The 19,270-nt window shown below is 70.4% G+C and carries 19 protein-coding genes; 16 read left to right on the top strand and 3 right to left on the bottom strand.

Annotation, left to right across the window (positions count from 1 at the left end; translation table 11 throughout):
- The first annotated feature begins 66 nt into the window (after positions 1–66).
- Positions 67–1,458 carry a M1 family metallopeptidase gene (locus ACIRR9_RS23365; RefSeq protein ID WP_403754924.1) on the top strand — a complete coding sequence of 464 codons (1,392 nt, stop codon included), beginning with the start codon at positions 67–69 and terminating at the stop codon, positions 1,456–1,458.
- 47 nt (positions 1,459–1,505) lie between these two features.
- Positions 1,506–2,165, top strand: coding sequence for a trimeric intracellular cation channel family protein (locus ACIRR9_RS23360; protein ID WP_365342946.1), 660 nt, complete (start codon positions 1,506–1,508; stop codon positions 2,163–2,165).
- Here ACIRR9_RS23360 and ACIRR9_RS23355 read toward each other — a convergent pair.
- Positions 2,074–3,297: an alpha/beta hydrolase gene (locus ACIRR9_RS23355; protein ID WP_403754921.1), complete on the bottom strand. Its 1,224-nt coding sequence runs from the start codon at positions 3,295–3,297 to the stop codon at positions 2,074–2,076. The two genes, ACIRR9_RS23360 and ACIRR9_RS23355, sit on opposite strands and share 92 nt — an antisense overlap.
- Positions 3,298–3,472: 175 nt before the next feature.
- Between ACIRR9_RS23355 and ACIRR9_RS23350 the strand changes: the two genes are divergently transcribed.
- Complete coding sequence (locus ACIRR9_RS23350; protein ID WP_403754917.1) at positions 3,473–4,351, top strand: thioesterase family protein; 879 nt, start codon at positions 3,473–3,475, stop codon at positions 4,349–4,351.
- Positions 4,352–4,554: 203 nt separating this feature from the next.
- Complete coding sequence (locus ACIRR9_RS23345) at positions 4,555–4,941, top strand: hypothetical protein (protein WP_403754914.1); 387 nt, start codon at positions 4,555–4,557, stop codon at positions 4,939–4,941.
- Between the two features lie 105 nt (positions 4,942–5,046).
- On the opposite strand, the gene ACIRR9_RS23340 is transcribed toward ACIRR9_RS23345, so the two are convergent.
- Entirely contained in the window at positions 5,047–5,691 is a 645-nt protein-coding gene (locus ACIRR9_RS23340) for a TetR family transcriptional regulator (protein ID WP_403754911.1), read from the bottom strand.
- Positions 5,692–5,812: 121 nt separating this feature from the next.
- On the opposite strand from ACIRR9_RS23340, the gene ACIRR9_RS23335 reads away from it, so the two are divergent.
- The 4 genes from ACIRR9_RS23335 to ACIRR9_RS23320 all read left to right on the top strand — a co-directional run bounded on the left by ACIRR9_RS23335 (position 5,813) and on the right by ACIRR9_RS23320 (position 8,699).
- Entirely contained in the window at positions 5,813–5,980 is a 168-nt protein-coding gene (locus tag ACIRR9_RS23335; protein WP_365342937.1) for a hypothetical protein, read from the top strand.
- A 37-nt stretch (positions 5,981–6,017) separates the two neighbouring features.
- The gene (locus tag ACIRR9_RS23330) at positions 6,018–6,290 is read left to right on the top strand and encodes a DUF4190 domain-containing protein (RefSeq protein ID WP_316781905.1); all 273 of its coding nucleotides are present in this window, start codon (positions 6,018–6,020) and stop codon (positions 6,288–6,290) included.
- Between the two features lie 177 nt (positions 6,291–6,467).
- The gene (locus ACIRR9_RS23325) at positions 6,468–7,631 is read left to right on the top strand and encodes a cysteine desulfurase family protein (RefSeq protein WP_403754908.1); all 1,164 of its coding nucleotides are present in this window, start codon (positions 6,468–6,470) and stop codon (positions 7,629–7,631) included.
- 210 nt (positions 7,632–7,841) lie between these two features.
- On the top strand, positions 7,842–8,699 hold the full coding sequence (locus ACIRR9_RS23320) for an intradiol ring-cleavage dioxygenase (RefSeq protein ID WP_403754905.1): 858 nt from the start codon (positions 7,842–7,844) through the stop codon (positions 8,697–8,699).
- 74 nt (positions 8,700–8,773) lie between these two features.
- On the opposite strand, the gene ACIRR9_RS23315 is transcribed toward ACIRR9_RS23320, so the two are convergent.
- On the bottom strand, positions 8,774–10,099 hold the full coding sequence (locus ACIRR9_RS23315) for a hypothetical protein (protein WP_403754902.1): 1,326 nt from the start codon (positions 10,097–10,099) through the stop codon (positions 8,774–8,776).
- Between the two features lie 213 nt (positions 10,100–10,312).
- On the opposite strand from ACIRR9_RS23315, the gene ACIRR9_RS23310 reads away from it, so the two are divergent.
- The 8 genes from ACIRR9_RS23310 to ACIRR9_RS23275 all read left to right on the top strand — a co-directional run bounded on the left by ACIRR9_RS23310 (position 10,313) and on the right by ACIRR9_RS23275 (position 19,250).
- Positions 10,313–11,149, top strand: coding sequence for an SDR family NAD(P)-dependent oxidoreductase (locus ACIRR9_RS23310; RefSeq protein WP_403754899.1), 837 nt, complete (start codon positions 10,313–10,315; stop codon positions 11,147–11,149).
- A complete protein-coding gene (locus ACIRR9_RS23305; RefSeq protein WP_403754896.1) occupies positions 11,142–12,071 on the top strand; it encodes an amidohydrolase family protein in 930 nt (309 codons plus the stop codon). The genes ACIRR9_RS23310 and ACIRR9_RS23305 overlap by 8 nt, the downstream gene beginning before the upstream one ends.
- Before the next feature lie 215 nt (positions 12,072–12,286).
- The gene (locus tag ACIRR9_RS23300; RefSeq protein ID WP_403754893.1) at positions 12,287–13,669 is read left to right on the top strand and encodes an FAD-binding oxidoreductase; all 1,383 of its coding nucleotides are present in this window, start codon (positions 12,287–12,289) and stop codon (positions 13,667–13,669) included.
- A gap of 14 nt (positions 13,670–13,683) precedes the next feature.
- Complete coding sequence (locus tag ACIRR9_RS23295; RefSeq protein ID WP_403754890.1) at positions 13,684–14,691, top strand: ABC transporter substrate-binding protein; 1,008 nt, start codon at positions 13,684–13,686, stop codon at positions 14,689–14,691.
- The gene (locus tag ACIRR9_RS23290; protein ID WP_403754887.1) at positions 14,688–15,455 is read left to right on the top strand and encodes an ABC transporter permease; all 768 of its coding nucleotides are present in this window, start codon (positions 14,688–14,690) and stop codon (positions 15,453–15,455) included. The genes ACIRR9_RS23295 and ACIRR9_RS23290 overlap by 4 nt, the downstream gene beginning before the upstream one ends.
- Positions 15,452–16,285 (top strand): ABC transporter permease, encoded by an 834-nt coding sequence (locus ACIRR9_RS23285; protein ID WP_403754884.1) that lies wholly within the window; start codon positions 15,452–15,454, stop codon positions 16,283–16,285. The genes ACIRR9_RS23290 and ACIRR9_RS23285 overlap by 4 nt, the downstream gene beginning before the upstream one ends.
- Positions 16,282–17,088 (top strand): ABC transporter ATP-binding protein, encoded by an 807-nt coding sequence (locus ACIRR9_RS23280; protein ID WP_403754881.1) that lies wholly within the window; start codon positions 16,282–16,284, stop codon positions 17,086–17,088. Before ACIRR9_RS23285 ends, ACIRR9_RS23280 begins: the two co-directional genes overlap by 4 nt.
- A gap of 131 nt (positions 17,089–17,219) precedes the next feature.
- Positions 17,220–19,250, top strand: a complete 2,031-nt coding sequence (locus ACIRR9_RS23275) for a hypothetical protein (RefSeq protein WP_403754878.1) — start codon at positions 17,220–17,222, stop codon at positions 19,248–19,250.
- The last annotated feature ends 20 nt before the right edge of the window (positions 19,251–19,270 follow it).

Genomic DNA, 19,270 nt, shown 5'->3' with positions numbered 1-19,270 from the left:
CTTAACGGGAGAGCGCAGAGTCGACCGTGTCCGTCAACCGACCGGCACGCTCGAAAGGGACGACCCATGCGCCTCTCCCGTTCGGCACGTCTGGCGGCTGTCGCAACCGCGGCAGCCGCCTCTTTCGTCATCGCGGCCGCCCCCACCCCCACCCCGGGCGCCGACGGCATCGGCGACCCCTACTTCCCGCAGCTCGGCAACGGCGGTTTCGACGCCCGCCATTACGACCTCGACGTCGCCTACGCCCCGGACACCGGCCGCCTGGACGGCCGTACCACCCTCACCGCACGCGCCACCCAGAACCTCTCCTCCTTCGACCTCGACCTCCAGAAGCTGGAGGTCACGCGCGTCGAAGTGAACGGCAGACGAGCCGAGTTCACGCGCACCGGCGACGAGATGACCATCACGCCGAGGAACCCGCTCGCCAGGGGTCGCGACTTCACCGTCTCCGTCACCTACGGCGGGATACCCCAGCCCCTCAACGGCCCCATCGTCTTCGGCTCCGACTACGGCTGGATGAAGACCCCCGACGGCGTCTTCGTCGCCTGCGAGCCCAACGCGGCCTCCACCTGGTTCCCGTCCAGCGACCACCCCTCGGACAAGGCGACCTACGACATCCGGATCAAGGCGCCGCAGGGCCTGACCGCGGTCTCCAACGGCCGGCTCGTGTCGACGTACGACAAGGACGGCTCGACGTACACGCACTGGCGCGAGAGCAGGCCCATGGCGACCTACCTGGCCACCGCCACCATCGGGAAGTTCGACGTGAAGACCGGGAAGACCCCCTCCGGCATCCCGATCTACGTCGCCATCGACCCGACCCTCGCCAACAGCAACAGCGTCGACGTGTACGCGGTGACGGCCGCCGTCACCGACTACTGGTCACAGCTCTTCGGGCCGTACCCCTTCGAGGAGACCGGCGCGATCGTCGACGACATGCCGCAGGCGGGGTTCTCGCTGGAGGTGCAGAGCAAGCCGGCCTACTCGGCGGTGCGCAACGAGACGACGATCGTGCACGAGCTGGCCCACCAGTGGTTCGGCGACTCGGTGAGCGTGGCGCAGTGGAAGGACGTCTGGCTCAACGAGGGCTTCGCCACCTATGCCCAGTGGCTGTGGGCGGAGCACCAGGGCACCCGCTCGGCCCATGACTCGTTCCTGGCCGGCTACAACGCCCGCCCCGCCGACAACGCGTTCTGGCAGATCACCGTCGCCGACCCGCAGCGCGACACCATGTTCGCCTCGGCCGTCTATCAACGCGGTGCGATGACCCTGCAGATGCTGCGCGAACGGATCGGCGACGAGGCCTTCTTCCGGCTGCTGCCCGCCTGGACGAGACTGCACCGCTACGGCAACGCCGACACCGCCGACTTCATCAGGCTCGCGGAGAAGATCTCCGGGCAGAACCTCGACGACCTGTTCCGGACCTGGCTGTTCACCCCAGGGAAACCCGCCCTGTGAGCCTGGCTTTGTAAGGTTCATACGCCCCGACACGTCACAATGTCAGGGTGCAGCTCCAGCAACTCTTCTCTCCCTCCGTCCAGCACACGCTCGACGTCATCGGCATCTTCGTCTTTGCGATCTCCGGCGCACTGCTGGCCGTCCGCAAGAACTTCGACGTCTTCGGCATCGGCGTGATGGCCGAGGTCACCGCGCTGGGCGGAGGGATCTTCCGGGACGTGATCATCGGGGCGGTCCCCCCGGCCGCCTTCACGGACCTGGGGTACTTCATCACCCCGCTCATCGCCGCCCTGGTGGTGTTCTTCCTGCATCCGCACGTCGAGCGGATCCAGTCGGCGGTCCTGGTCTTCGACGCGGCCGGTCTCGGCCTGTTCGCCGTCAGCGGTACGACGAAGGCGTACTCCTACGGCCTGAACCTCACCGCCTCCGCGGCCCTGGGGCTCGCCACCGCGGTCGGCGGCGGCGTGCTCCGGGACGTGCTCGCCAACGAGGTTCCCTCGCTGCTGCGCTGGGACCGCGACCTGTACGCGGTACCGGCGATCGTCGGGGCGACGACGGTGGTGCTCTGTATCCATTACGACGCGCTGACCCCGTTCACCAGCGGGGTCGCGGTCGTCACCGCTTTCGTACTGCGCCTGCTCGCGATGAGGTACCACTGGCGAGCGCCGCGTGCGTGGAATCGGCGTTCGACGGTTCGAGAGGAGTAGTGGAACGGCCCTTGGCGTGGCTCTGGCCCATGTTGAGCGTGAGCCACTCGAACACGGTCGGCACCTGGGGCCGCCACAGGGCCATGTTGTGGCCGCCGTCGCTGCGCGGCAGATACACCACGTGCACGGTGGTCGGCGCCTTGGCGATCTGCTCGAGCGCCACGCCGGCCTGGTAGCCGTCGCCGGACTCCCCGGAGAGGTACAGGGCGATCCGGGGCGGGGTCACCGCCTTCTTCAGCAGCACATAGGGGTTGTTGGCCCGGCGCAGGGTGATGTTCTGCGCGGCGAGCGAGTTGCGCTCGCCGATCGGGTCGTTGTAGCCGGACAGACTGATCGCGGCCCGGTAGCGGTCCGGGTGGGCGACCGCCAGCTTGACCGCGCAGTGCGCACCCGCGGAGTACCCGGCGGTGGCCCAGTCGGCAGGGGCCGGGGCGGCGCGGAAGTTGTCGGTCACCATCTTCGGCACGTCGATGCTCAGCCAGCTGTCGGCGTTGACCGTGCCCGGGATGTTGGCGCACCCGGTGTCCACGCCGGCCAGCAGGTTGGTGCGCGGGGCGACCAGGATGAAGGGCGCGACCTTGCCGCTCCTCATCAGCGGCTCCAGCTGCGCGGTCACCTTCATCGAGCCGAACCAGGCCTTGGCGGAGCCGGGGTAGCCCGGGAGCAGCTCCACCACCGGGAACCTGTGGTTCTGGTACGCCGGCTCGTTGTACTGGGGCGGCAGCCAGACGTAGACCTCGGCGTTCACCCCCGAGATCCGGCCCTTGAGCTGGGTTACCTGCACCCCGCGCATGCCCGGGCCGCTGGCCGCCGAGAAGGTCTGCTTGACCTTGGGCAGCGTCTTCAGCGCTATTCCGCCGGTCCCGTCCCGGCCGAGGTCGGCGGCCTGCTGGACGTGGTTGCCGGTACCGAGGAGGTCGGCCCAGTTGTCGTACAGGTTGTTCTGGTTGTTCACCACTACGAAGATCAGCGTCACCGCCGTGGCCTGGGCGAACAGCAGCATCAGGACCCGGGCCGCCGTACGCACGACCTTGGGCCCCCGCATCTTCGACCACAGGACGAGCGGCAGTATGAGGGCGACGACCGACAGGACGATGGTCGTGTAGAGGAACGGAGTCCCGGTGAGGCTCATGTCCCCATAGAGGGGAATTCCCGGCCGCGGGTTACGGACGTGTCCGGGCACTTACTTAGATATTGCCGGAACCTCACTCGATGGAGGGATCCCTTACCGGGGGTCCCCGGGTAATGGACAGGCTACGGGATCGGAAAAGCTACCGCTTAGTAATTTCTTGTTGTACCGTTCAGGCATGCCAGAAGCAGCATGCACGCGGGCCGTGATCGGCGACAGCGAGTTCGACCGCGACACGGCGGTCACCCGGCGCGCTCCCGGGGTCTACGACATCGACCTCTCGGCCGGCTGGACGATCATCAATGCCGTGAACGGCGGCTATCTGCTGGCCGTCCTCGGCCGGGCGCTCGCGGACACCCTGCCGCACCCGGACCCGTTCACCATCTCCGCGCACTACCTGACCGCGTCCCAGCCCGGCCCGGCCGTGATCCGCACGGACACCGTCCGCACCGGCCGCACCCTCTCCACCGGCCAGGCCTCCCTCTTCCAGTACGACGAGCGGGGCGAGGAGATCGAGCGCATCCGTGTCCTCGCCTCCTACGGCGACCTCGCCGGCCTCCCCGACGACGTCCGTACGACGGCGACCCCGCCCGTGATCCCGCCCATGGAGCAGTGCTTCGGCCCCGAGACCGCATCAAATGTCCGACTACCGTCGGGCGGCCCCGCGCCGGTCGAGGGCAGTTCCGCCATCACCGACCGCCTGATGCTCAAGCTGGACCCCTCCACCCTGGGCTGGGCCCTCGGCGCCCCCTCCGGCAAGGGGGATATGCGCTCCTGGTTCGGCCTCGCCGACGGCCGTGACGCCGACCCCCTCTCGCTCCTCCTGGCGGTCGACGCGCTGCCGCCCACGGCGTTCGAGATCGGCCTCAAGGGCTGGGTCCCCACGGTCGAACTGACCGTCCACGTCCGCCACCGCCCCGCCCCCGGCCCGCTCCGGGTCGCCATCACCACCCGCAACCTGGCCGGCGGCTTCCTGGAGGAGGACGCCGAGGTCTGGGACAGCGCGGACCGACTCGTCGCCCAGTCCCGCCAGTTGGCCCGGGTCCGTCTCGGCTGACCCGCCGAGGGCAGTGTTCTGTCACGGACCTGTATCAGCGAGTAGACAGCTCCCGTCCGGGAAGACGCAGGTCAGCGCGGTGTCTTTGGGTGCTCTTTACCCGAATCACAGGCTGGGGACAGTGCGGGCCCAAGAACGCCCTAAGCGCTGTTGGTTGAGTGCGACGCCTCAGGACTCCCTCATCCTTTATGGAGTTGTCTCTCATGAAGCGTGTACGTCTCGTCCCCGCCGTGGCCCTGCTCGCCATGTCTCCGCTGCTGCTGACCGCGTGCGGCTCGGGCGACTCGTCGTCGTCCAGCAGCGGCAACTCCGGGCAGTCGCAGTCCTGTAAGCAGCCGTCCGGCATGCCGACCGGCAACGCGTCGGGCCGTCCGAGCGGCGCCCCCTCGGGTGCCCCGTCCGGCGCGCCCACCGGCACCGCCAAGCCGACCGGTAACCCCACCGGCATGCCGAGCGGTGGACCGGGCGGCGGCGGTCAGGGCGGCCCCGGCGGCGGCCAGGGCGGCGGCGGTTGCGGTGGCGGTCAGGGTGGCGCCGGCGGCGGCGCGGCGCCCAGCGGCGCCCCGACCCAGCAGGCCACCAAGAGCTGACACCGGCGGCCGTACGGCAAGGGCCGCACGGCACGAGCCGCACGACAGGGGCGGCGCGTCCGATTACCGGACGCGCCGCCCCTTCGCGTTGCCCGCCGGCCGCCCCTAGGGGGTGTCCAGCCAGTGCTGCCGGCCGAGGCTGATCAGGCGCAGCTGGCGGGTGGCGACCTGGGTGACGCGCTCCCGCTCCGCCTCCGAGGGCTCCGAGGGCTCCGGCGACTCAAGGGTCTCCAGGAACAGCGAGGCGGTGATGAGCATCTGGTCGACATAGAGGTGGGCGAGCATCAGCAGGTCGTCGTCGCTCCAGCCCTCCGCCCCGGGGTCCCTGGCCAGCTCGGACCTGACCTCGTCCGCGAACCTGGCCAGTTGGGCGCGGATCGCCTCCCGCACCGGCTGCACCCCGCCGTGCCGCTCCCGGGCGATGAACCGGACATGTGCCGGGTGGGCGGACACATAGTCGGCGATCAGCCGCACCGCCTGGGTGATGCGCTCCTCGCCGGGCATGGAGACCGTCGTACGGACCATGGGATGCAGGCTGCCGAGGGCCTCGTCGACGAGGGCGACGCCGAGGTCGGCGGTGGAGCGGAAGTGCCGGTAGAAGGCGGTCGGTGCGACGCCCACGGCCCGGGTGACCTCGCGCAGTCCCAGGCTGCTCAGGCTCTGCTCCTCCAGCAGTGCGAGCGCCGCGTCCAGGAAAGCCTGGCGGGTCTTCTGCTTCTGGGCCTGTCGGATGCCGAGGGTGTGACTCATGTCATCCAGTTAACAACTGTTCTCTGGAATTGAAAAGCCGTGCGAGTTGCTAGACTCAAAGTCAGTGAACAACTGTTACTACAAGCGTTCACCCAAACTTAACGGAGGGGGATCGAAACCCATGCTGTTCCTCGTCGCCGCACTCATGCTGTTCGGCGTGGTGCTGGGCACCGTGGCCCACGCACCGCTCGACGTCACCGCAGGACTGGCCGCCGTGATCGTCGTCTGGCTGGCCGTCTTCGCGCTCCGCGAGCGCCTCGCCCGCCGCCGTCACGCCTCGGCCAACTGACCTTCCACCCCCGCGCTCACCTGAGGAGCTGAGCATGATGCAACTCACCGCCCCGGCCACCCCCCGCCCCCAGACCCGCACCCGTGACGCCGACGGCATGGCCGTGGCGTCCTTCATCCTCGGCCTCCTCGGCCTCCTGGTCCTGAACCTGTTCCTGGGCCCGATCGCGATCATCCTGGCCCTGGTCTCCCTGTGGCGCGGCACGAAGCGCAAGGGCCGCGCGTACCTGGGCCTGGCCCTGGGCGTGGCGGACCTCGCGGTCCTGGCGATCGCGATGGAGCTCTCGAACACGGTCTCCTGGAGCCTGTGAGCTGATCCTTGCAAGCGCCCTTCGGGGCAGCGCCCCAAAGGGGCGCGGGTCTGTGTTGAGTTTGCGGCTCCGCCGCGTGGGCGCGACCAGCCACGGACCACCGGCACCCGCACACGGCGATCGACCCCTACGGCGCTGGGCGACCCTTACGCCGCCCCCCGTAGAATCGACGTCACCATGGCCTACCTCGACCACGCAGCCACGACCCCCATGCTCCCGGAAGCGGTGGAAGCACTCACCGCCGCCCTCCGCGTGACCGGCAACGCGTCCTCCCTGCACGCCTCCGGCCGCAAGGCCCGCCGCACGGTCGAGGAATCCAGGGAGACCCTCGCGGAAGCGCTCGGCGCCCGCCCCAGCGAGGTCGTCTTCACCTCCGGCGGCACCGAGGCCGACAACCTCGCGGTGAAGGGCCTCTACTGGTCCCGTCGGGACGCCGACCCGGCCCGCACCCGGATCCTGTCCAGCCCCGTGGAACACCACGCGGTCCTCGACGCGGTCCACTGGCTCGGCGAACACGAGGGCGCGACGGTGGAGTACCTCCCCGTCGACACCTACGGCCGGGTCCACCCCGACGCACTGCGCGAGGCGATCGCCCGCAACCCCGACGATGTGGCCCTGGCCACCGTCATGTGGGCCAACAACGAGATCGGCACGGTTCTGCCGGTCCGTGAACTCGCCGACGTGACCGCTGAGTTCGGCATCCCCCTGCACGCCGACGCGGTCCAGGCCTTCGGCCAGATCCCGGTGGACTTCGGCGCCTCCGGCCTCGCCGCGATGACCGTCTCCGGCCACAAGGTCGGCGGCCCGTACGGCATCGGCGCCCTGCTCCTCGGCCGTGAGTACACCCCCGTACCGGTCCTGCACGGCGGCGGCCAGGAGCGGCATGTGCGCTCCGGCACCCTCGACGTCCCGGCGATCGCCTCCTTCGCGGTCGCCGCCCGTCTGGCGGAGGAGCGCCGGGAGTGGTTCGCCCAGGAGATAGGCGCCCTGCGTGACCAGTTGACCGACGCCGTGCGTGCGGCCGTACCGGACGCGATCCTCGGGGGCGACCCGGTGGACCGCCTGCCGGCCAACGCGCACTTCACCTTCCCGGGCTGCGAGGGGGACTCGCTGCTCCTGCTGCTCGACGCCCAGGGCATCGAGTGCTCCACGGGTTCCGCGTGCACCGCCGGGGTCGCCCAGCCGAGCCACGTCCTGCTGGCCACCGGCACCGACCCGGACCTGGCCCGCGGCACCCTGCGCTTCTCGCTCGGCCACACCTCCACCCAGGCCGACGTCGACGCGGTCGCGAAGGCCATCGGCCCGGCGGTGGAGCGGGCCCGAGCCGCCGGACTGTCGTAGGCGTCGCAGGAACCACCTCTCCCCGAAGCCCCGCCGGAACCGTCCGGCGGGGCTTTCCCATGCCGCACACGTGACGTCCGCGCCATTCGCGCGACACGCGGAATTGGTCCCAACTCCGTTCCAATGGAGGCGAGTTGACGGGTTCTTCCCCAGCGTCTTCACAGTGCGTGGCCATGGCTCACCTCAGGTCGGTCTTTAAGTTCTCATGACATGACAGACAACGCCTCTGCCTCCGAGCAGACCCCCGAGCCCGTTTCCGCCGACACCCTCTCCGCCGAGCCGGGTCGTCACCGCATGGACAACACCATGAAGCGGCGGCGGGTGCTGATCGGCGGCGCGACCGTCGCCGCGGTCGGCGGGCTGATGGCCGCGGGCCTCGCCTCCGCCGACACCACCACCTCGGAGAGCGACTCCGACGCCTCCACCACCGTCAGCAGCGACGCCTCCTCCAGCGTCTGCACCCTCACCGCCGAGGTCACCGAGGGCCCGTACTCGCTCACCGGCGCGCTGGTGCGCGAGGACGTCCGCGAGGACCGGGAGGGCGTCGAGGTCCAGTACACCTTCACCGTCGTCGACGAGGCCAACGACTGTGCCCCGCTGGCGGACGCGCTGGTCGAGATCTGGCACTGCGACGCGCTCGGCGAGTACTCCGGCTTCGTCGGCAAGAACGGCCACACCGAGACCGACGACGGCACCTTCCTGCGGGGCGGTCAGATGACCGACGCCAACGGCCAGGTGAGCATCATCTCGATCTGGCCCGGGCACTACGTCTCCCGGGCCGTGCACGTCCACATGCGGGTGCACACCGATGTGACGCTGACCGACACGTCGTACACCGGCGGCTCGGTCATCCACACCGGTCAGCTGTTCTTCGACGCGGACATCAACACCGAGGTCCAGGCGACCTCGCCGTACTCCGACAACACCACGAAGGAGACCGCGCTCGCCGACGACACCATCTACGACGACGGCGGTGCCTCCTCCGGCCTGCTGACCCTGACCGCACTGGGTGACAGCGTCTCCGACGGGTACAAGGCGACGCTCACCGTGGGTGTCAGCACCTCCTGAGGCCGACGGGCCCGGAGGTCGGCTGGCACCGTCGGCCCGGTGACCCAACCCGTCATGGTCACCGGGCCGGCTGGTCAGCCCAGTTCCCGGGCGAGCGCCCGCAGGTCGTCGTCGGTCGCGAGGCGGTTCTCCCGGGTCATCAACTGCTTCACCTGATCGAGCAGTTGATCCAGGGCGGCCGGCGGCAGATCGATTCCGAGCGCTGCCGTCCGGTCGGCCAGGGTGTAGGGGCCGCTGTCCGGGGTGAAGGGGATCCGGCGCTCGTTGCCGACCAGGGACGGCTCCACGCAGTTGTGGAGCAGCGGATCGACCGCCGTCTCCTGTGTGATGAAGTCCAGACCGCCCCAGCAGAACGCGTCCGGGCCCGTGATCGGATGGTTCCAGGCCGTCTGATATCCCGTCACCTCGGCTCCCAGCCGGGCGAGTTGGGTGAGCTCTTCGGTGCGGATTCCGGTACGCACCCCGTAGACGGCCTCGAAGGCCAGCGCGGTGGCGGCCAGATCGGCGTTTCCGGGGCCGCCGCAGTAGCCGTTGACCGACAGTTCCACGGCGGTGGCGCCGGCCCGGACGGCGGCGACCGCACAGCCCACGGCCAGTCCGAAGGTGTTGTGCGGGTGCAGGCCCACCTCGACGTCCGGCGCCAACTCCGTCGTCCGGTACACCAGATGGCCGTACGCCTCCGGGCTCATCGCGCCCGGCCCGTCGAAGAGGGTCAGCTCGCCGGCTCCGGCCCCGGTGAGCGCCGCGACGGTCGTGGCGTGGTCCTCGTCCGTCAGGTACGACACCATCAGCATCGGCGCGATCACATCGAGGCCCAGTGAGCGGGCGTACTCGATGAGCCGCGCCGCCCGCCCCAGTACGGCGGCCCGGTCGCGCGCGGTCCCCGCGGTCCGCCACTCCTCGCCCCGCCAGGCGGCCGCGTACACGTCGGGCCGGTAGAGCAGCGCCGTCTCGCCGAAGCCCTGCACCCACACCTGGACGGCGTCGTAACCGGCCCGCGCGGCACGGTCGATGTCCTCCGTGGAGCGCATCAGCGGGCAGATCACCCGGCACTCGGGGTTCTCGCCCTTGACCAGATCCACCTCGGCCTTCAGCACACCCTCGTCGCGCCCGCCCGGCCCGGCGGTGACGACCTCCGGCACCCCGGTCGCCACCACCCGCCGCAGAAAGGCGCGCTTCGCCCCGGCCGGGGCCGTGACGCCCGGCAGGGTCTCCAGGGAGCGCAGGGTCGCGTCCCGCAGCCGGACCGTCTTGGGCAGCGAACCCACCACATCCGTGCGGCGGTTGAGCGGGCTCACCGACCAGCGGCCGGGCTCATGGGCACCGGGCGCCCGCCGGGCGCCGAGCTCGGCGCGGAAGCGGGCGATCTCCTCCGGGGCGAAGACGGGGGGTTTCTGCACGGGCTCCTCCGGGTCGGACCTCGACGCTTCCTGACCGCTGACTGCTGCGGAAGCCCATACAAGCCCTGTTGTTGAGCTCAATACAAGCCCTCTGTCGACACACGTGGCAAAAAGGCGCCGAGGATCCGCTTAATGAAGCTCTCATGTTTACTTTGTGTCGACACTTGGCTATGACTGTCGGCAGGCTCCGATCCCCCATGGAGGGAGGCTCCTGTGCTTCAGGACACGCCAGAACATCCGCTCAGCCGTCGTTCGGGGCGGCTCGCAGGCAAGGTCGCCGTCATCGGCGGCGCCGGCAGCGTCGGCCCCGGCTGGGGCAACGGCCGTGCCGCCGCCGTGCTCTTCGCCCGCGAGGGCGCCGCGGTCTTTCTCACCGACCGGGACAAGGACGCGCTGCAGGTCACCGCCGACCAGATCCGCGCCGAGGGCGGCACGGTCCGCACCGATCTCCTGGACGTCACCGAACCAGACGCCGTCCAGGCCTACTTCGCCGAGACCGCCGAACGGGCCGGCCGGATCGACATCCTCGTCAACAACGTGGGCGGCTCCCGGGCGGGCGGGGTGGTGGAGCTGACTCTGGAGGACTGGGAGAGCCAGTTGCGGACCAACCTCACCAGCGCCTTCCTCGCCTGCAAGCACGTCATCCCGGTCATGCGGCGGGGCGGGGGAGGGGCGATCGTCAACACCGCCTCCTGCTCAGGGCTGCGCTGGACCGGTGCCGCCCAGGCGGGATACGCGGCGGCCAAGGCGGCGGTCATCCAGCTGTCCAGGGTCACGGCCGTCGAGTACGCGCCGGACGGCATCCGGGTGAACACCGTCGTCCCGGGGCAGCTGCACACCCCGCTGGTCGAGGCCCGGCTCGCCGGGCAGCGCGCGGGCGGGGACGTGGCGAGACTGCTCGCCCAGCGCCAGGCCCGGATCCCGCTCGGCTTCATGGGCGACGGGCGCGACACGGCGTACGCGGCGCTGTTCCTGGCCTCGGACGAGGCACGGTTCGTCACCGGTACCGAGATCGTCGTCGACGGCGGAATGACGGCGCGCTGTGACTGAGCCCGCCGCGACCGCACCGGCCGTCCTGCCCCAGGCGCCGCTCCCCGTGCCCTCGCCGGGATGCCCGCCCCCGCACCCGTCGCCCCGAGTGCCGAAGCTCCGGCTGCCGCCGGGCAGTTGCGACGCCCACTGCCACATCTTCGGGCCCGCCGGCGTCTTCCCGTACGCGCCGGAGCGCACCTTCACCCCGCTCGACGCCCCCAAGGAACAACTCGGGGCCCTGCATGCGCACCTGGGGCTGACGCGGACGGTGGTCGTGCAGTCCTCCTGCTACGGCCACGACCATCGGGTGCTCCTCGACGCCCTCGCCGCCGGGAGAGGCACGGTGCGGGGTGTGGCGCTGGTCGGGGAGGCGACGAGCCGGGCCGAGGTGGAGGAGCTGCACGAGGCGGGCGTACGGGCCTTCCGGCTCAACTTCCTTCCCCATCTGCGGAGCCGGCCCACCAGAGCCGAGATCGACGCCGTACTGGAGCGCGTGGACGGCCTCGGCTGGGCCGCTCAGCTCCATGTGCGGGGTGAGGACCTGCCGGGCCTGGCGGACGTCGTACGCGCCCTGCCCGGCCGGGTGGTGATCGACCACATGGGCCGGGTCGACCTGGCCGCGGGCCGGGACAGCCCGGCCGTCCGCACCCTGCGCGCGCTGCTCGACACGGGGGACGTGTGGGTCAAGGTGAGCGGGGTCGACCGGGTCTCCCTGGAGGGGCCGCCGTTCGCCGACGCCGTCGGCCTCGCCGCGTCACTGGTCGGGTACGCGCCCGAGCGGGTGGTGTGGGGCACCGACTACCCGCACGTCAACATCACCGGCGACCCCCCGGACGACGGCCTGCTGGTGGACCTGTTGGAGCACATCGCCCCCGAACCAGCGGCACTGCAACGCCTGTTGGTAACCAACCCGACCGAACTCTTCGACTTCGACGAGTAGAGCGCCCCATCAGGGGCGCGGGGCTGTGTCTGATTTGCGGCTCCGCCGCGTGGGCGCGCCCAGCCCCAACGGCGCCGCAGACAAACGACGACACACGGCACCCCTCACTGAATCACCTAGTGTCGGCAGAGATGCCAGATATTTCGATGACGCATCTCTTGAAGGCCTAAAGTGTCGACAGTATGGTCCCGGGTGAAACGCGTGAGGAGACGGCCATGCACCAGCTGCCCCAGGGCACCCTCATCCGGCGTGGCGACGAGGCCTACGAACGGGCCCGTCTCGACGCCGTCTGGAACGAACGCAAACCCGACCGCCACCCTGATGTCATCGTGCTCGCCCGAAGCGAGCTGGACGTCATCGCGGCCGTCCGGCTGGCCCGCGCCGAGGGGCTGCGGATCGGCATCCGCTCCGGCGGGCACAGCTGGGTCGGCAACGGCGTCCGCGACGGCGGAATGCTGCTCGACCTCTCGCGCCTGACGGAGGTGACCGTCGACCCGGCGACCCGGACGGCGACCGCACAGCCGGCGGCCACCGGACCCGCCCTGCTCCAAGCCGCCGCCCCACACGGTCTGTTCTTCCCCACCGGCCACGCCCCCACCGTCGGACTCGGCGGATTCCTCCTCGGCGGCGGCTACGGCTGGGACTCCCGCCACCTGGGCCCGGCCTGCCTCGGCATCCAGGCCGTGGACGCCGTCCTCGCCGACGGCACCCTGGTGCACGCCACCGACGCCAACCACCCCGCCCTGCTGTGGGCGGCGCGGGGCAGCGGCCCCGGCTTCTTCGGCGTCGTCACCCGCTTCCACCTCGCCCTGCACCCGGCGCCGAAGCGGCTGCTGCGCACCCTGCACAGCTACCCGCTCGAACTCCGGGACGAGGTGCTGGCCTGGACGTACGACACGCTCGAACTGCTGCCGCCGGAGGTCGAGTTCTCGGCCAAGGTCGGCTTCGTCGAGGGCCTCGACCGGCACACCGTGTCGGTCACCGCGACCGCCTTCGCCCGGGACGAGGACTCCGAACCGCTCGCCCTGCTGGAGACCGCGCCCTTCCGGGACCGGGCGCTGCGGGAGGTCGTGAGCGCCCGGACCACGATGGCCGAGCTGTACTCGCACGCCGACCGGATGACCCCGGCCGGGATGCGCTGGGCCCTCGACGGCATCTGGACCGACGAGCCGGTCGACAAGGTGCTGGACGCGGCCCGGCCGCTGTTCGACTCCGCGCCGGACACCACCAGCCACGTCCTGTGGATGCTGTGGGGCGGCTTCCCGGAGCGCGCCGACGCCTGCTGGTCCAGCCAGGCCAAGCTCTACCTCTCGCCCAACGCGGGCTGGACGGACCCCGCCGAGGACCTGCTCCACGAGCGGTGGGCGCACGGTGAACTCGCCGCGATCCAGCACCTGTCCACGGGGCTGCAGTTCTCCGACAACAACGTCGCGGACCGCTTCGACCACGGGCTCAGCCCGGCCAACGCGGGCCGCCTGGAGGAGATCCGAGCCGTGTACGACCCCGACGGCCTGTTCCGCACCTATATGACCCCCGCCGAATCCACCACCGCCTACGCCGCCGCGGGCCCCGCGCGGACGCACCGACGCTCGTTCTGAAGGAGAGCCGTTCCATGGAGACTTCGAGAAACCCGCGGCGCCGCACCCTCGTCCTGCTCACCGCCCTGGCCGCCACCCTGTCGCTGACCGCCACCGCCTGCGGCGGCGACTCGGCCGCGGGCACCCAGACCGCCGACGGCAAGGCGAAGATCACCGTCCTGCGCTCCAACGGCGCCATCTTCGAGCCGCTCTACATAGCCGAGCAGCAGGGCTACTTCAAGGACGCGGGCCTCGACGTCACCATCAAGGCCGGTGCCCAGGACACCTCGCAGAACGCGCCGTCCGTCCTCAACGGCGAGGCCCAGTTCGCCATGACCGACAGCTCGGGCTTCCTCAAGGGCGCGGCCTCGGGCATGGGCATCCGGATCGTCACCGGCCTGCAGTCCGCGACCACGAAGACCGACCCCACCGACGGCCTGCTGGTGAAGAAGGACAGCAAGATCACGTCCTTCAAGGACCTGGAGGGCAAGACCGTCGGCATCTCCGCGCTCGGCGGCACCATCCAGTTCATCTGCGAGTACCTGACCCAGAAGGCCGGCGGCGACCCCTCGAAGATCAAGTTCGTCGCGCTGCCCACGACTTCGCTCACCGACGCCGCCAAGTCCGGGAAGACGGACGCGGTGTTCTCCTTCGGCCCGTTCTACTTCGCCGCCAAGGACAGCGGACTGCGCTCCATCGGCAACGGCATGAACGACCTGCCCGGCATGGTCCAGGGCCTGCTCTTCGCCAGCCAGAAGTACCTGTCGGCCAACAGCGACACCGCCAAGAAGTTCACCGACGCCGTCGCCAGGGCCATCACCTACGCCGACGCGCACCCCGCGGCCGTCAAGGCGATCGACAAGAAGTACACCCAGGTCGACGCCTCCTTCATCGACGCCCACGACATCAGCTACTACGACAAGAACCTCAACAGGACGATGATGCGCACGGTGATCACCAAGATGCACGAGTTCGGGCTGCTCGACACGGAGCCCAAGGACGCCGACGTGTACTGGGACCAGGCACCCGTGGTGACACAGTGAAGGTCCGTCTCCTCCAACTCGGCGCGGTCGCCGGTGTGCTGGCGCTGTGGGAGCTGGTCGCGGCGGTGGGCGTGGTGAGTCCGACCGCGCTGCCCGGCCCCGCCGCCGTCGCCGGCGCGCTCGGTGGCCTGCTCGGCAGCGGGACGTACTGGCAGGCCATCGGCGACACCCTGGACGGCGCGGTCATCGGGCTCCTGGCGGCCGTCGCCGTCGGCATCCCGGTCGGCCTGGTCACCGGGGTGTACGCGGCGGCCGAGGAGTCCTCGCGGCTGCTGGTGGAGATCCTGCGCTCCTTCCCGGTGATCGCCCTGCTCCCGGTGTTCCTGCTGGTCCTCGGCTCGACCCCGGGCATGAAGGCCACGGTCGTCTTCATCGCCTGCGTCTTCCCGATCCTGCTCCAGTCCCAGTACGGCGCCCGCAGCGTCACCCCGTCGGTCCACGAGACCGTACGGACCTACCGCATCCCGCGCCTGCTGCGCTTCCGCCGGGTGATCCTGCCCGGAGCCGTCCCGTCGGTGATGACCGGCCTGCGCCTGGCCGCGACCACCTCCGTGCTGGTCGCCATCGGCGTCGAGGTGCTCACCACGCTCCCCGGCATCGGCCACATGATCATGGAGTCGCAGCAGGCCGGCGCCTCGGACCGGGCGTACGCCTACATCCTGACGGCCGGCACGATCGGCTACTCGATCACCCTGCTCGCCCAGTACGCGGAACACCGGCTGCTGCGCTGGCGGCCCCCGGTCCGGGCGGGGGAGGCGACATGACCGGCCGCGTGCTGCGCCAACTCTGGCTGCCCACGCTGGTGTTCGTGATCCTCCTGGTCTCGACCGCGGGCAGCACCAGCTTCTACTTCCCGCCCCTGACCACGGTCCTGCACACCCTGTGGGACCAACTCGCGGGCGGCGGCCTCCTCGACGACCTCTGGTTCAGCCTCCGCAACATCGTCCTCGGCCTGCTCCTGGCCACCGTCGTCGGCGTCGGCGCGGGCCTGGTGATCGGCGAGGTCCGCACCCTGCGCCTGGCGCTCGGCCCGCTCCTGGACTTCGCCCGGGCCACCCCGACCGTGGGCTTCGTGCCGGTCATCATCCTCACTCTGGGCATCGGCTCGGGCCCCAAGGTCTTCCTGATCTTCCTCGGCTCCGTCTGGCCGATCCTGCTCAACACCATCGCCGGGGTGGGCCAGATCAACCCCGCCGTGCACGAGACCTCACGCAGCTACCGCGTCCCCTGGCACCTCCAACTGCGCCGGGTGGTCCTCCCGGGCGCCCTCCCGCAGATCTTCGCGGGCATCCGGGTCGCCCTGTCCATCGCCGTCGTCCTCATGGTCGTCAGCGAGATCTACGGCTCGCCCATCGGCCTCGGCAACTTCATCCTGCAGAGCGGATCCAGCTTCCATGTCGCCGACACCTGGGCCGGCACCCTCCTCATCGGCGTCCTCGGCTACGGCCTGAGCGTGCTGCTCCTGCTCTGCGAGCACGCCCTCCTGGGCTGGTACCACCAGCGCGCCCCCAGGTCACCCCGCGCACGCGCCGGGACCGACAAGACCGAGACCATCGAGTCCATCGAGAAGAAGAGCAACGGAGTGGTCGTATGACCCGCGGATCCGCCCTCCGCGTCGAGGACCTCTGCATGACCTTCGGCCAGGGCCCGCAGGAGCACCGGGTGCTCGCCGGGCTCGGTCTGCGGGTGGACCCGGGGGAATCCGTGTGCATCGTCGGCCCCTCCGGCGCCGGCAAGACCACCCTGCTGCGCTGCCTGGCCGGGCTCACCCCGCCCACCTCCGGCACGGTCCGCTACGGCGACCAGCGGCTCACCGGGCCGCACGCCGACATCGCCGTGGTCTCCCAGGACTACCGCGGCTCGCTGCTGCCGTGGATGCGGGTGTGGGACAACGTCGCCTTCCCGCTCCAGGGGAGGGGCGTGAAGAAGGCCGCCCGCAAGGCGACCGCGCTGGAGTGCCTGGACGCCGTCGGGCTCGCGGACGTCGGCGACAAGTACCCCTGGCAGCTCTCCGGCGGTATGCAGCAGCGCGTCGCCATCGCGCGTGGCCTCGCCTACGACGCACCGGTGCTGCTCATGGACGAGCCGTTCGGCTCGGTGGACGCCCAGTCCCGGTTCGACCTGGAGGACCTGACCCTGCAACTGCGCCGCGGGCTCGGCATCACCGTCGTCGTGGTCACCCACGACATCGACGAGTCCGTCTACCTCGGCGACCGCGTCATCGTCCTCGGCGGCCGCCCCACGGCCGTACTCGACACCCTGACCGTGCCCTTCGGCACCGACCGCGACCAGCTCACCACCCGCGCCGACCCGCGCTTCGCGGAACTGCGCACCAGGGTGCTGGCCCGGATCCGGGGCGAACGCCTCGACCAGGACGCCGAGCCGGCCCACAACTGACCCGCCGCTCAAGGAAGTAGGGGGCGCGTACGCCACGGCGCCGCGCGTGGCTCACCCCTGCCCGCACCTCCCCGTGTCGCCGACCGGCGACACCCCCTGCCCGAAAACACTGGAAGACAAAGGAGTTCACAGTGCTGCCCACCAACAGGACGGACAACGAAGAGACCTCGTCCGTGACCGACCTGCTCGACCGTCCCATCCCCAACCGGGCCCGCCCCCGCGCCCTCATCGTCGCGGTGGCCGCCGCCTTCGCCCCCGTGCTGGCCCCCGCCACCGCGCAGGCCGCCGGCCGGAAGAAGGGCAAGGGCGCCAAGGCCGACACCTGCATCACCGTCGGCTCGGACGAGACCCTGACCCTCACCGAGACCACCACCGCGACCTGCCTGACCATCGAGGAGGGCGGCACCATCGCCGTCCCCGACGGCTACAGCCTCTCCCTCACCGTCAACGGGGTCGAGACCGGCAGCGAACTCGCCGCGCTCACCGACGGCGAGGGCGGTGCCACCACGGCGATCGCGGCCGGCACCTACACCGGCACCATCGTCCTGACCGTCGCCGAGGCCAACGACCTCACCTACTCCACCCTCACCTTCCCGTTCCGCCAGGCCATCTACGTGGACGCCGACGGCGTGGACGAGTCCAAGTCGGTCCCCTCCGACGTCGTGGGCGGCACCGTCACCGACACCGCGGCCTCGGACATCACCCTGCTCTCCAACGGCGAGGCCTTCAACGGCCTCTACGTCACCGGAGGCGGCAGCTACACCCTCACCAACCCGAAGATCGCCTTCGACGGCAACGGCCGCTGCGACTTCATCGGCTACGGCGCCTCCGTCGTCGGCACCGGTTCGGGCACCACCCTCGTCCTCGACGGCGCGAACATCAGCAACGTCGGCGTGGTCCGTACGGCGGTCATCGCCGACGCCACCGCCAATGTGATCGTCAAGAACTCCACCATCCACTGCGCCGACGGAGTCGTCCCCGACGAATACCCGGCGTCCGGCACCGGCGACACCCGCTACATGATCACCGTGCCGTGGATGCTGGGCATCTCCGGCAACGTCCGCGCCACCAACCTGCTCGGCGCCAGCACCAAGGCGTCGTACATCAACTCCAAGATCTCCTCGGAGAAGTGGGGCGCGCTCTCGGTCGACGGCGGCAGCTACTGCACCCTCACCGCGATCAACAGCACCATCGCCAACACCGGCGGCGAGGGCTACGGCAGCTACGCCATCGGCAACGTCACCGAGCACTTCCTCGGCTGCACCTTCGACGTCGGCGACTACGCCCTCATCCACTGGGGCGCGTCGGCGCACTACGGCGACAGCACCAAGAGCGCGGTCTCCGCCCTCAACACCTCCCTCTCCCTCGGCCTGACCTCGGCCGAACTCGACGACCTCCCGGTGCAGTCGACCACCATCGACGCGGGCCGCTTCATGGTCATGTGGTACGCGGCGGGCTCGGTCGCCATCGACGGCGGCACCCAGGTCAACACCGGTGAGACCACGTTCATGTGCAAGGCGGTCGCCGGCACGGTCACCGTGGACGGCTCCGACGGCGCCGCGATCAACTCCGGCAACGGCGTCATCTTCCAGCTCATGGACACCGACCGCCCGAGCAGCGTCACGGTGTCCGGTTACCCCTGGTCGAGCGAGACGATCGGCACCTACACCGAGCCGACCGGCTCCCCGACCAAGTCGTCCAGCTGGACCACCACCAGCTCCCAGTCCACCGACGCGAAGGGCACCTTCACGAACATCGCCCTGACCGGCGACTTCTACAACTCGGTCTGGGGCGGCGGCAACGCGAGCCTCCAGGGCCAGAACCTCAGCCTCTCCTTCACCGGCAGCACCGTCGAGGGCGTGATCTCGGCGAGCACGGCCAAGCACACCGTCTCGACCATCACGCAGACCGAGTACCGCCAGATCAGCGAGGTCACCAACACGCCGAGCGCGGTGGTCAACAACGGCGTCCTGGTGACGCTGGGCGCCGGCTCGACCTGGACGGTCACCGGAACGTCGTACCTGAGCGCCCTGACCCTGGCGTCGACGGCGTCGGTGGCCGCACCGAGCGGCAAGACGGTGACCCTGACGGTGAACGGCACGGCGACGACCATCACAGCGGGCAAGAGCTACACGGGCGCGCTGACCCTGACGGTGTCGTAAGAAGACCGACAGAAGAGAAC

The sequence above is a fragment of the Streptomyces sp. NPDC101234 genome (genome assembly GCF_044767525.1).
In the GTDB taxonomy this organism is placed as follows: Bacteria; Actinomycetota; Actinomycetes; order Streptomycetales; family Streptomycetaceae; genus Streptomyces; species Streptomyces sasae.
This window is presented reverse-complemented; position numbering and strand designations above follow the sequence as displayed.